We start from the raw sequence: 12,960 nt of genomic DNA on the forward strand, positions 1-12,960 counted from the left end.
AGCGCAGCCTAGACCTTGCGCAAATGTCTGATGATGCACGCCTTGATGAAGACCTGTTGGTCGCCGATCTGCCGCAAGATGGCGGTGAGGATGGCGCGCGCCCGGACGACCGGATAGATGATGAGCGGCACGATGAAGAAAACCGGCTGAAGCCGCGTTTTGTCCGCTCTGTGCGGCGCGCGTTTGAAGGTGGAGACAACACGGCTCTGCACGAGCTGGTCGAGCCGTTGCACCCGGCTGACGTGGCCGATTTGCTCGAACTGTTCGATTCTGACGAACGGCAGGGCCTGGCCGGCGCGATGAGCGATCTGATGTCGAGCGAGGTGGTGGCCGAGCTCAACGATCACGTTCGGGAAGACATGATGGAGGCGCTCGAGCCGGAAGCGGTTGCGAGCATTGCCGAACAGCTTGAGACCGATGATGCGGTTCAGCTGCTCGAAGACCTGGACGAGGACGACCAGCGGGCCATCATCGCGGAACTGGAGCCGGAGACACAAGCCGCGGTTACAAGCGCCCTGTCCTATCCTGAGGAAACCGCCGGGCGCCTGATGAACCGTCATTTCATGGCGGTGCCAGAGCATATGACGGTCGGCGACCTCATCGATTTTCTACGCGAAACCGGCGATCTGGAGCATGATTTCTGGGAGGTGTTCGTAGTCGACCAGCGCCACCATCCCGTGGGCACCTGCGCGCTCAATTGGATCCTCACCACCCCGCGCAATATCAAGCTGACCGATCTGATGAAGCGCGACCAAACCCTGATCCCGGTGACAACGGATCAGGAAGAGGTCGCTCTGATGTTTCAGAAATACGCGCTGATTTCTGCCGCTGTCGTCGATGAAAGCGGGCGTTTGGTTGGCCAGGTGACGGTGGATGACATCGTCCACATTATCTCCGAGGAAGCGGGCGAGGACGCTCTGCTGCTCTCTGGCGCGGGTGATGGCGACATCAACGAGCCGATCAGAGAGGCCTATTCCAGCCGCGTGCGCTGGCTGGTCGCGAACCTTGGCACCGCCGTCGTCGCGAGCGCGATCATCGCGTTCTTTGGAGCCGCGATTGAGAAACTCGTGGCCCTCGCCATCCTCATGCCGATCGTTGCGAGCATTGGCGGCAACGCGGGCACGCAGACCATGGCCGTGGCCGTGCGCGCGATTGCGACCAATCAGCTGACCCGAGCAAACACGTGGCGAACGGTGTGGCGCGAAGTGCGCGTTGCGATCCTCAATGGCGCAACAATCGCGGTGCTTATCGGAATTGCCGCCACCTTCCTGTTCAGCCCGATGATGGGCGCGGTGATCGGCGCGGCTATGATCATCAATATCGTGGTCGCGGGGCTGGCCGGTGTGCTGGTGCCGGTGATTTTCGAACGCCTGCGCCAAGACCCGGCGGTCGCGAGCAGTGTGTTTGTAACAATGATCACCGACTCGATGGGCTTTTTGGCGTTCCTCGGCCTCGCCGTTGTGAGCGGATTGGTGCCAGCCGCTTGAGCAATTCGCTCAGCGGCCTATCTTACCTCCTATGCCGCTCAATATGACCAAGATCGCGTTTGGCGCGAAAAGCTATGACGACCTTGCCAGCTGGTACCGCGAAGGCGCGAGCGAGCCGAAGCGGCTGACCACTCGCAATCGCCCGACCCGGCACGCCGAGATGGTGGGCGGATCTTTGTACTGGATTTTGAACCATTCGCTGGTCGCACGTTCAAAGATCTTGGGCTTCACCGAGACCGACGACGGGCGCTGGAACATCGAGCTCGAGCCCAAGCTGATCCGCGTACGCCAAAAGCGCAAACGCGCGCATCAAGGCTGGCGTTACCTCACCGAAGAGAACGCGCCTGCCGATCTGGCTGAAGGCGAGGATGCGGGCGATGTTTTGCCGGGTACACTCGCCGGCAAGCTGGAGCGGCTGGGCCTGATCTAGCGAGTCTGAACCCGGCGCATCACCCCTTCGGCGGGCTAGGGATCAGCGCGGGCGTGTTCTTGCGATATTCCTGATAGGCTGGGTCATCGCCCCAGCGCTCTTTGGCCTGCTTTTCCTGCAGGTTGATACCGCTCACCTTAGTCAGCAACAGCGTGACGAAGATGGGTGAAATCACCACCAGCCAAGACCAGCCGGACAGCACCGGAAGAGCCATGATCAAAATGCCGGTCCAAAGGGTGATCTCGCCGAAATAGTTGGGATGGCGCGACCACTTCCATAGGCCAACATTGATGAACTTGCCCTTGTTCGCGGGGTCTTTCTTAAACGCACTTTTCTGCGCATCGGCGACCGTTTCAAACGTTATGCCTAGCAGCCAAACCGCAGCGCCCAACCAGAAGAACACGCCGATTGGGGCGCGCTCCGTTGCGGTGATTGCCGCCAGCGCCGCAGACGCGGTCAGCAGCACCCATAACCCCTGCAGCGTCCATGCAGCGAGGAAGCGCGCAGGATTGACCTTGATCTTCTCGAACCGGCTGTCAGTCCCGCCCATGGCGTGAATGCGGATATAGAGGAAACTGCCCAGCCGGACGCACCAGATCGCGACCATTACGGCGATAACAATGCCGCGCCAATCAAGTGGCCACGCAGCCCAAGCGGTAAACGCTGTGACCGAAAGATAGGTAAGCGCGCCAGTCGTATCGTAAAACTTGTCGGATTTCGCCGCAGCGGAAGGGATGAAAACCAGCCAGTTCATCACCATTGCAAGGACCGCGCATAGGAAAAAGGCGGAAATTCCAAACGCCTCAACACTGCCCGTTCCCGCTAAGGCAGCGAAAACAAATGCGAAGACCGCGACGACGATGACAACTAGAATGCTTTTCATAAGGTTTCCGAACGGCTTAGGACGAACTCGGTTCCACGGCGGCTTCGCGCTCTTTCATCGCCACTCGGCGCAGCGCGTTGACATAAACATCCGGGGCCTGCGCGCCGGGAATCATGAATTTACCATTCACGATCATCGCCGGGACGCCTGAAATGTTGAGATCCCACGCTTGGCGCTCTTCTGCCTCAACCGCCGCGATCAGCGTCTCGTCGCTCAGGGCCGCCTTGGCAGCCTCGCGGTGCAGGCCGACGCTGGCGGCGATATCGAGCAGGACATCGCGGTCGGACAGATTGCGGCGCTGGTTGAAGTGGGCGGCAAACAAAGCGAGCTTCAATTCGGTTTGCACCTTAGGCCCGGCCTGCTCCAGCGCCCAGGTCAGCAGCACATGGCAGGCGCGCGTGTTCCACATCATGGCCGGCGGCGCATTGTCCGCGTCCTCGCCCTCATAGGCGAGGGAGACCCCTGCCCCTTCGGCAATCGCTCTCATCTGCCCGCGGATTTTCGCGCCCTCTTCGGCGGAGCGGCGATATTTACGCTGGAGATGCGCCTCTTGCTCTTCGCCGGTTTCGGGCATCTCAGGGTTGAGCTCAAACGGACGCCAGCGGACCTGCGCCTCGATCTCTCCGCCCAGCTCATCCAAGGCCTTAGTCAATTGGCCATAGCCAATCGCGCACCACGGGCACATCACATCAGAATAAATGTCGATGGTCAGTTGATCAGGTGCACTCATTGCGATTTCTCCAGCCACCATTTGAGCAAACTATGCGCAATCGCGGCGGGCGGCGGCGCGGAAAACGCAGTATCCTCTCCGCCGATATTGGCCACAGCATGCGCCACTTCGTCCCGCGTAAACCAGCGCGCTTCCTCCAGCTCTTCGACATCAAGCGTGATCTCGGTTTCGTCGGTTTGTGAGTAACATCCGATCATCAACTGGCTGGGGAACGGCCAGGGCTGGGTCGCGATATATTCGACATCGCGCACGCGCAGACCCGCCTCTTCGTGCACCTCGCGAGCCACTGCCTCTTCTATGGTTTCGCCCGGTTCGACAAACCCGGCCAGCGCTGAGAAATTGCGCGGCGGGAAACGCGGCTGTCGCCCGAGCAGCAACCGCCCTTCGTTCTCTACCAGCATGATGGTGACCGGGTCGGTGCGCGGGAAATGCTGCGCGCCGCAGCCGCCCTCGTCTTTCGGCGCACAATTGCGCTGCCAGCCGCCCTTCGCCGGGCTGGTTAGCTGTCCGCAATTGGCGCAAAAACGGTGGCGTGCATGCCAGTCGACCAGGCTGCGCGCGCCGCCGTAAATCGCCAGATCAGGCGGAGAAAGCTGTTGGATCGCCTGCCACGCGCGCGGCATGGCATAGGCCGGACCGGTCGCGCCTTGTTCCGGGACGGCGGCAAAGCAGGCCTTGTCATCCATCAGGCCGAGGAACACCAATTCCGCCTCTTGCGGCACATCGGCCAGCGTGCCCCACATCAGGGCGCCCATCTCATCGATTTGCGGCAGCAAACCATCAAGCAGCAGAACCTTGGCGCGCCAATCCATCCGCGCGCCCAGCGCCTCCTTATTCACCCTGATGTGATCCGCGCGGTCTATCGGCGAACCTGCAAAAGCAATCGGGCCAGTGGCTGAAACGCTCGGCGCGGTAACGGGTTTATGCATCTGGTTTAGCCGCCCGCCCCGCCGTTCATGTCAGCTTCAAGCGCGGCCAAGAATTCCTTGCGGATTGGGTAGGCCGTGGTCGGCATATATTGCGTCCACAAGGCAACACGCATTTGCTCGCCAAAATCGACGCTGGCGAGCGTGCCTGCCGCCCCGCCCCAGCCAAACTGAGTGCCGACGCTGCGGCCGCCCGCCCCGTGCCCTTCACCAGCGATCCACGAATCCGAAGTGTCGACCGTCTCTGGAAGCAAGTTGGAGGCGCCAATGCGCACCGACTCTTCGCTCATCACTTTGGTGCCGTCGAGTGTCCCCATACCCAGCAGCATACGCTGGAACCGGTCATAATCCTTAGGCGAACTGATCAGGCCGCCGCCGCCAGATGGGACGGTAGGCTCATCGAGATAGATCGAATTGGCCGCTGGATCGATCGGGATTGGGAAACCGCCAGCTATGCCGTAATTGTCGGTCATCCTGCCCGTTTCGCTCTTTGGCAGAGTGAAATAGGTGCTGGTCATGCCGCACGGATCAAAGATGCGCGTTTGCAGGAAGCTCTCAAAACTTTGGCCAGAGGCAACTTCAATCACCCGGCCCAGCAGATCAATGCTGGCAGAGTAAATCCATTTTGTGCCCGGCTGCGCCATCAGCGGCAGCTCTGCCAAACGGTCCGCCCAAACCTCTAGGCTTGGGGCCGGTGTCACCTCGGGAAGGCCCGGAATAGGGAAACGGCTGACGCGCCCGCCGACCAGACCTTGCTCGGCAAACGCCTCTAGCAGAGGCCCCTTGCTGGTGATCATATAGCCGATGCCAGCGGTGTGCGTCAGCAGATGGCGGATCGTGATCGGGCGCTCTGCCGGGACCGTGTCATCTAGAGCGGCTTCGGGATCGTTCAGCACTTGCATATTGGCAAAGGCGGGCAGGATCTCACCAACCGGCTGGTCTAGGCCCAGCTTGCCTTCATCGATCAGCATCATGGTCGCCATGCCGGTAATCGGCTTGGTCATAGAATAGATCCGGTAGAGCGAATTTTCATCGACCTGCTTGTCGCTTTGCAGAGACAATGTGCCGCCGCCAACGGTGTGCGCGTGGTCTTCCTGAGCGTTGCCGAATGTCACCATCATATTGGCAACCTTGCGGGTATCGACATAGTTTTTGATCATGGCCGACACATTCGGCCAGCTCTCGCTCACGTCATGGGCCAGCGCAATCCGGCCAAACGGCAAAGTCGCCAACGCGCTGCCTGCGGCCAGATATGCGCCGCCGCGCAGCAAAGCCCGGCGCGAGGTCGGGCCAGAGTGAAATTCGCGAAATGCCATGAGGGGGTCTCTCCAAACTTTGATTGCGCGCTGTTTGCGCGAGATAAGGTAGGTGGTCAATTAAGACTTGATCTGGGCCTTGAAACTTTAGGGTGTCATAGTCATATAACACACATGCTGAATTTTGTTTCTATACTCATCGGCCTGCTCTCGCTGGTCATCGTCATTCCCGCCACAATCCCGTTTCTGGGTTGGGCCAATTGGCTGGCCTTGCCATTGATTGCGATTGGGATTGTTGTGGGCGCTCTTTCATCGAAAGACAGCGGCCGCAATTTCTGTCTGGTGGTGCTGCTGATCGCGGCGGTCCGGCTGACTTTGGGCGGCGGTATTATCTAATCCTTTCGGTGGCTTAGTCCTGCGCTAACGCCAGCCGCGCCGCCTTGGCAAACAAGGTAGGAAGGCCGGCCTCATCCAGACACTCGATCGGCCACCATTCGCCTTTCCCAATCGGTGTCTGATCGCCTTCGTAACGCTCCAGCGTCAGGATTAAGTGGGCATGGGTGAATGTATGCCGAACGGCGCCAAGGTCGCGCCATTGGCCGCTTAGCGGACGCGGGTCGCTCCCGTCTTGGCTTGCGCTCCAGCCATTGTCCGGCAGCGCGCGCATTCCGCCTAGCATGCCAGTGCCTTCGCGTTTGATCAGCCAAACCTCTCGCGCATCATCCTCGCCCCGCTCGATCCAATAGGCTGTGCCGAGGCGCTCTGGCTTTTCTTTCTTCGCTGGCTTTATTGGCAAGCGTTCCGGCTCCCCCGCCTGTCGTGCGGCGCAGTTATTGGCGAGTGGGCACAGCAGGCACTTGGGCGCTTTTGTCGTGCATAGGCTCGATCCCAAATCCATCATCGCCTGCGCAAAGTCGCCTGATCGCGCGTGCGGCGTAATCTGATCCGCGCAATCACGAATGGCTTTGCGCGCGGTTGGCAGAGGCTCAGTGATATTGAACAACCGAGCGGTCACGCGTTCGACATTGGCATCCACCACAACCGCCCGCTGGCCAAAAGCGATCGCTGCAATTGCCGCTGCTGTGTACGCGCCCAGCCCCGGTAGCTTGAGCAGTTCCGCCTCGGTGCTGGGAAAGCCGCCGCGCGCCGCAACCTCGGCTGCGCATTTCACCAGATTGCGAGCACGCGAATAATAGCCAAGGCCCGCCCATGCCGCCATGACGTCATCTTCGCTGGCCGCCGCAAGCGCCTCAACATTCGGCCAAGTCTCCGTAAACTTGGCAAAATAGGGTTTCACCGCCGCAACGGTCGTCTGCTGCAGCATTACCTCAGACAACCACACGCGGTATGGCCAGGCGGGATCTTCGGGCCGCGAGGCACCCGGCGGATTGCGCCATGGCAGCTGGCGCGCATGCGTGTCGTACCAATCCAGCAAATCGCCAGATATTTCGCCCACATTCGGGAAAGATTGATGCTTGTCGCTAGCGGTCACGCCAAGGCTATGGCAAAGGCTGGGCAAGATCGGAATGGGCATTGAGCAAAGACGCATCATCAGGTGGTGAAAAGCCGGGGAAATCTCCGGCCAAAACCCCGCGAAAGACCGCGGGGCGCAAGTACACGCGCAAACGCGGCATGGGCGCAAAGCCGATTGGCGAGCTGATGCCAGAGATCGGTCGCACGGCTTTTCGCCGGTTTGGCTTTGTCCAAAGCTCCGTCGTCACCCGCTGGCCAGAGATTGTTGGCCCACATCATGCGAAAGTGTGCAGTCCAGAGGCCCTGCGCTTCCCGCCGGGCGAGAAAGCCGACGGCATCTTACAATTGGTGGTTGTGCCCGCCCATGCCCCACTGATCCAGCAAGTGATCCCGGAAATTATGGAGCGGGTGAACCGATTTTTCGGATACCAGGCCGTCTCTCGCATCAAGCTGCGGCAAGGCGCGGTTAAGCCAACCCATGCCAAAGAACCTGCAAAAGCGCCGCCGTCGCTGAAGCCGATCCCGATGGAATTGGGAGACAGCCTGCGCGATATTGGTGATCCTGAACTGCGCACAGTATTGGAATCGCTCGCCCGCACCCTCAGTGATGGCGAGAAAAGTGGGGAAGACGAGACGTGAAATTGTTTAAGACCGCCAGCCTTAGCGCAGGCTTTGCATTGGCTGCGTTTGCGACCGGCACGCCGGCCGTAGCCCAGGACCAGAATTCTGAGACGCAGACGCGATCAGGACCGTGGCACACCGCCGCTGAGCAGACCGAAGACGGGCACATCATCGGCAATCCAGAAGCCGAAACGCTGCTTAGCGAATTTGTCAGCTACACTTGCGGGCACTGCGCCACCTTCACGAAGCAGGGCGACCCTGTGCTCGACATCGCCTTTATCTCGCCGGGCAAATTGCGCTTCGAGATCCGGCCCTATATCCGCAATGCGCTGGACCTGACCATTTCGATGCTGGCCGCCTGCGGGGCTCCTGAGAAATTCAAGGGCAACCACACGATGTTTATGCGCTCGCAAGGGCACTGGCTGCCCCGCGCTGCGGGCGCGCCTCAGTCTCAGCAAGCGATCTGGGGCCGCGGAGACCGCGCTGCGCGCGCCAATATGTCAAGCGCGCTTGGCCTGACCGACAAAATGATCAAGCAGCGCGGCTATTCCGCGATTGAGGTCGATACTTGTCTGGCCGATGATGCGATGGCTCAAAAGCTGATGCAAAACACCGCTGACGATGCCGCCGAATTTGGCGTCCCGGGCACGCCAAGCTTCGCGATCGACGGCGAATTGCAAGAAAATGTGCACGAATGGCGGGCGCTGGAGCCGGTTTTGATCGCGCATATCAAGGCCAAATCAGACGCTGACAAAGAGCCTCAGCTCGGCGAAAGCCATTTTGACTGATAATTTGTATGATTTCGGGACAATCTCGGCTCTACAATGCCTTCACTGAAGGCAAACCCACACATTTGTGAACAGGCGGCCCTCAGGGGACTTTTCCGCCTGTTCCCCTTCGTATACGCTTCTCGACAAGACTTAAGGACAACCAACACATGACCTTTTCCCGCCGCATTCTTGCCCTTGGCTGCGCTGCTCCTTTGGCGTTGGCTCTCGCCGCCTGCAATGACACAGAAGCCAGCGACGATGTTCTGTCCGGCGAACCAATCGCCGCGATCCCAGCGCCAGAGGGCACATCATGGACCGAGACCGTCGTCGTCACCGAAGAAGGCGGCTATCAAGTCGGCAATCCTGATGCGCCGCTGAAGCTCATTGAGTTTGCCTCGCACACCTGCGGTGCCTGCGCGAGTTTTGCCGCAACCGGTGTCGCTCCGCTCAAGGAAAAATACGTTACCAGCGGCGTGGTCAGCTTCGAACTGCGCAATTTGGTGCGCGACCCGGTTGATCTCACCATCGCCACTCTGGTGCGCTGCGGCCAGAAAGAAAACATGATGCCGCTGGCCGACCAGGCATGGGCTTCGCTGTCCGCCATTATGGGCAATGTTCAGGGCAACAACGCAGCCTATCAGGCCGCCGGTCAAATGCCGGTGGAGCAACGCTTTATCGGCATCGCAGAGGCCGCTGGCCTGATCGACTTTTTCTCCGCTCGCGGCCTCAGCGCGGATCAGGCTCGCACCTGCCTAGCTGATGGCGCCCGTATCCAAGGCATCGCCGACACATCCGCCGCGCAAGCGGAAGAGCTAGGCGTCAACGCAACGCCAACATTCTTCTTGAACGGTGCACGGGTCGAAGCGCTTAGCTGGGACCAGCTTGAACCCGCGCTGCAACGCGCCGGCGCTCGTTAAGCGAGCGGGATAGCCGGGGGGCTCGCCGCATATGCAGATCAGCAAGCTAAAGCTCAGTGGATTTAAGAGCTTTGTTGAGCCTGCTGAATTGCGCGTCGAGCCCGGCCTCACCGGCGTTGTCGGCCCCAATGGCTGCGGCAAATCCAACCTGCTGGAGGCAATCCGCTGGGTAATGGGTGAAAACTCGCCCAAGAGCATGCGCTCTGGCGGGATGGAAGATGTGATCTTCGCGGGCACCAGCTCGCGCCCGCCGCGTGATTTCGCCGAGGTCGTGCTGCATGCCACGGACGATGACAATGAAGAGCTGATCGTAACCCGCCGGATAGAGCGCGGTGCGGGCAGCGCCTACCGCGTTAATGGCCGTGATGTCCGCGCAAAGGATGTCTCGCTGACCTTCGCCGATGCCGCCACGGGCGCGCACTCACCGGCCTTGGTCAGCCAGGGCAAGATCGCGCAAGTGATCGCGGCAAAGCCGACCGAACGCAGGCAAATGCTCGAAGAGGCAGCCGGGATCGCTGGCCTGCACGTGCGGCGCAAGGATGCCGAGAGCAAGCTGCGTCAAACGGAGGCGAACCTTGCGCGGCTCGAAGACTTGATGGCCGGCCTCGACACGCAGATGGCTTCGCTTCGCCGCCAATCGAAACAGGCCGAACGCTATAAGAAGCTAACCGATCAGATTCAGATCGCCGAGGCGCGCCTGCTCTTTGCGCGCTGGCGCGATGCCGCCGATGCCGCGAAGGAAGCCCGCGCGGCGGCTCAGGGCGCCGATGACAAAGTCGCAGCGGCCAAAGAACGGGCGAATATCGCGCAGAAAGCGCAAGCAGAAGCTGCGGCAAAGCTGACCGAGGCCCGCGACGAGCTGGCCGATCGCCGCGATGACAGCAGCGCGCATGGTCACCGCATGGCTGCATTGGCGGAGAAGCTGGAAGCGGCGGAGCAGCGGCTGGCCGACCTAGAGCGGCAACGTGTCCGGCTGGAAGAAGATCGCGGCGATGCCGACCGCATGACCAGCGATGCGGCAGAAGCTCTGGAGCGCCTGACCCGCGAAATGGCGGCGAGCGATGCCGCGCTCAAGCGGGACGAAGAATTGCGCCCCGCGATGGCCGCAAAATCAGAGGACACCGAGCGCGCCAGCCGAACCGCTGAACTTGCTCTGGCGAAAGCGACCGCCGACCACGCCGGAGTTGAGGCGGAATGGCGCGTTGCAGAAGCCGCGATTGAGCAGGCCGAGACCCGGCTTACTCGGCTGCGCAGCGAGCAAGAGCGGCTGGAACGGCAGCAGGCCGAACTAACCTCAGGCAATGATCCAGAAGCCGAGGTCGAGGCGGCCAAGGCCGATGTATCGGCAGCCGAAGCCGCACTTACGAAACTGCGTGAGACGCTAGTGGCCGACCAAGCTCGCAAATCCGATCTACAGATTGCGCGCGATGATGCGGCAGCAGCGTTTGCAGCGACGAAAGCAGAATTGGCCGGGATCGAACGCGAATATTCCGCTCTAGCGCGCGACCGCGATGCAAGAGCCAAACGCACGAAGGATAGCGCTGGCCTGCCTCAAGCGCTCGAGAAGGTCGCAGTTAAGCGCGGCTATGAACGCGCGATGGCCGCCGTGCTGGGCCGCGATTCCAAATCGCCGCTCGGCTCTCCTGAAGCTGGGAAAGACGGCAGGTTCTGGGCGGGCGGCACCGCTCCAAAGCCAGTCAAAGACAGCCTGATTGACCACCTCACCCATTGCCCGGAAGAGCTGCGCGCGCGCCTCGCTCTGGTGCATGTGGCGGACGAAGACGATGGCCGAACGCTCAATCCTGGCGAATGGCTCGTCACAAAAGCAGGCCATTTGCGCCGCTGGGACGGATTTGTTGCGCGCGGCGAAGGCGCCGCCGAGGCAGCCAAGCTGGAAGCCGCGAACCGCCTCGCTGAGCTGGAAGGCATATTGCCCGGATTGCGGGATGCCGCAGAAAAGGCAGAAGGCGAAGAGCGCAGCGCACGCGAGGAACTGACGGCGCTGCAAACGAGCCTGGTCGCTCAGGAACGCGAGATTGCGGGCGCAATCGAAGAAGAACGCCATGCTCTGCGGCGTCTCGACCAAGCAGAGGCCGCCAAGGAGCGGATCGCCGCACGGCTCGAAGAATTGGCGAGCTCACACGCGGAGCTTGGTGAGCAAAGAAGTGCGGCCGAAAATGACCTGACGAGCGCCAAGGAAAAGCGCGACACCCTGCCCTCGCCCGACACTGGCCGCGCGGGTCTGGAGGCGGCTCAGGCCAAACACGAGGCTGCGCGCTCTGCTGTCCAGGCAGCAATGGCTGAGCTTGCCGCGCATGATCAGGGCCTCGCCGTGACGCGCGAACGCAATGCGGCCCAGCAGGCGGACCGTGCGAACTGGGAGGCACGCTCTGGCGAAGCCGCACGGCGCATGGCCGAGGCCGGACGGCGGCTGGAAGAGATCGAGCAAGAGCGTAAAGTCTTCGCAGACAAGCCCGCGTCGTTGATCGAAGAGATTGAGCAAGGCGATGCGCTGCGCACCCGGCTAGGCGAGGAATTGGCCGTGGCCGAGGCCGCACTGGCGGAATGTCAGGCGGCGATGTCCACTTGCGATAGCGCGCTGGCCGAAACAGGCGAGGCATTGACGGTCGCGCGCGAAGGCCGGGCTACCTTGGCAGCGCGCGCAGAAAGCCAAGAGGCGCGGCGCGGAGAAATGGCGCGGATCTCTGGCGAGCGGTTCCAATGCCCGCCGCCAATGCTGGCCGAACGCTTCGAATTTGACGCCGAGACGGTGCTCGATGCGACCGCTGAAGGCAATGAAATGGAGCGCCTCACCGCCAGCCGCGAGCGCATTGGCCCGGTGAACCTGGTGGCCGCAGAAGAACTGGAAAAACTCGAATCTGAGCACGGCAGCAGCGCCAGTGAACAGGCGGAATTGACCGAGGCCGTAAATCGCCTGCGCGGATCGATCGGCAATCTCAACCGCGAAGGCCGCGAGCGCCTGCGCGCCGCGTTTGAGGAGGTGGACGGACATTTTCGCGAGCTCTTCACGCGGCTGTTCGAAGGCGGCCAAGCGCATTTGGCTCTGATCGATAGCGACGATCCGCTGGAGGCAGGCCTAGAGATTTACGCCCAGCCGCCCGGCAAGCGCCTGCAATCCTTGTCGCTGCTATCCGGCGGGGAGCAGGCGCTGACCGCAACGGCGCTGATCTTCGCGCTATTTCTGACCAATCCAGCGCCGATTTGCGTGCTCGATGAGGTCGATGCGCCGCTCGATGATGCCAATGTGGAGCGATTCTGCGATCTACTCGATTCGATGATCCAGAACACGCAGACGCGCTATCTGATTGTCACCCACAATGCTGTTACGATGAGCCGGATGCACCGACTGTTCGGTGTGACCATGGCGGAAAAAGGGGTCTCTCGCCTGGTCAGCGTCGACTTGGGTGAAGCGGCCCTAATGGTCGCAGAGTAGCGGGATCAGATTT

General features: G+C 61.1%; 12 protein-coding genes. 7 read left to right on the forward strand and 5 right to left on the reverse strand.

Annotated elements, in window-relative coordinates; genetic code table 11:
* Positions 1-23: 23 nt before the first annotated feature.
* Together mgtE and AC0V6V_RS03515 are read left to right on the forward strand one after the other, a co-directional pair.
* A complete protein-coding gene (gene mgtE / locus AC0V6V_RS03510) occupies positions 24-1,487 on the forward strand; it encodes a magnesium transporter (protein WP_486164067.1) in 1,464 nt (487 codons plus the stop codon).
* A 31-nt stretch (positions 1,488-1,518) separates the two neighbouring features.
* Entirely contained in the window at positions 1,519-1,917 is a 399-nt protein-coding gene (locus tag AC0V6V_RS03515; protein ID WP_486164068.1) for a DUF1489 family protein, read from the forward strand.
* A gap of 19 nt (positions 1,918-1,936) precedes the next feature.
* Here the strand turns inward: AC0V6V_RS03515 and AC0V6V_RS03520 are convergent, their stop codons facing one another.
* From AC0V6V_RS03520 to AC0V6V_RS03535, 4 genes are read right to left on the reverse strand one after another with little or no spacing between them, the layout of a single operon-like run.
* On the reverse strand, positions 1,937-2,800 hold the full coding sequence (locus AC0V6V_RS03520; protein WP_486164069.1) for a DUF1295 domain-containing protein: 864 nt from the start codon (positions 2,798-2,800) through the stop codon (positions 1,937-1,939).
* A 16-nt stretch (positions 2,801-2,816) separates the two neighbouring features.
* Positions 2,817-3,530: a DsbA family oxidoreductase gene (locus AC0V6V_RS03525; RefSeq protein WP_486164070.1), complete on the reverse strand. Its 714-nt coding sequence runs from the start codon at positions 3,528-3,530 to the stop codon at positions 2,817-2,819.
* Entirely contained in the window at positions 3,527-4,459 is a 933-nt protein-coding gene (gene nudC, locus AC0V6V_RS03530; RefSeq protein WP_486164071.1) for an NAD(+) diphosphatase, read from the reverse strand. The genes AC0V6V_RS03525 and nudC overlap by 4 nt, the downstream gene beginning before the upstream one ends.
* Before the next feature lie 5 nt (positions 4,460-4,464).
* A complete protein-coding gene (locus tag AC0V6V_RS03535) occupies positions 4,465-5,772 on the reverse strand; it encodes a serine hydrolase domain-containing protein (protein WP_486166201.1) in 1,308 nt (435 codons plus the stop codon).
* A gap of 114 nt (positions 5,773-5,886) precedes the next feature.
* Here AC0V6V_RS03535 and AC0V6V_RS03540 point away from each other — a divergent pair, with 114 nt between their 5' ends.
* Complete coding sequence (locus AC0V6V_RS03540) at positions 5,887-6,108, forward strand: hypothetical protein (RefSeq protein WP_486164074.1); 222 nt, start codon at positions 5,887-5,889, stop codon at positions 6,106-6,108.
* A 13-nt stretch (positions 6,109-6,121) separates the two neighbouring features.
* Here the strand turns inward: AC0V6V_RS03540 and AC0V6V_RS03545 are convergent, their stop codons facing one another.
* Positions 6,122-7,246: an A/G-specific adenine glycosylase gene (locus AC0V6V_RS03545; RefSeq protein WP_486166202.1), complete on the reverse strand. Its 1,125-nt coding sequence runs from the start codon at positions 7,244-7,246 to the stop codon at positions 6,122-6,124.
* Between AC0V6V_RS03545 and AC0V6V_RS03550 the strand changes: the two genes are divergently transcribed.
* From AC0V6V_RS03550 to AC0V6V_RS03565, 4 genes are all read left to right on the forward strand, one after another.
* Positions 7,246-7,824, forward strand: coding sequence for a DUF721 domain-containing protein (locus AC0V6V_RS03550; RefSeq protein WP_486164076.1), 579 nt, complete (start codon positions 7,246-7,248; stop codon positions 7,822-7,824). The two genes, AC0V6V_RS03545 and AC0V6V_RS03550, sit on opposite strands and share 1 nt — an antisense overlap.
* On the forward strand, positions 7,821-8,594 hold the full coding sequence (locus AC0V6V_RS03555; RefSeq protein ID WP_486164077.1) for a DsbA family protein: 774 nt from the start codon (positions 7,821-7,823) through the stop codon (positions 8,592-8,594). Before AC0V6V_RS03550 ends, AC0V6V_RS03555 begins: the two co-directional genes overlap by 4 nt.
* Before the next feature lie 149 nt (positions 8,595-8,743).
* Positions 8,744-9,493, forward strand: a complete 750-nt coding sequence (locus AC0V6V_RS03560; RefSeq protein ID WP_486164078.1) for a DsbA family protein — start codon at positions 8,744-8,746, stop codon at positions 9,491-9,493.
* Positions 9,494-9,524: 31 nt separating this feature from the next.
* Entirely contained in the window at positions 9,525-12,947 is a 3,423-nt protein-coding gene (locus AC0V6V_RS03565) for a chromosome segregation SMC family protein (protein ID WP_486164079.1), read from the forward strand.
* The last annotated feature ends 13 nt before the right edge of the window (positions 12,948-12,960 follow it).

The organism is Erythrobacter sp. S249 (assembly GCF_057364975.1).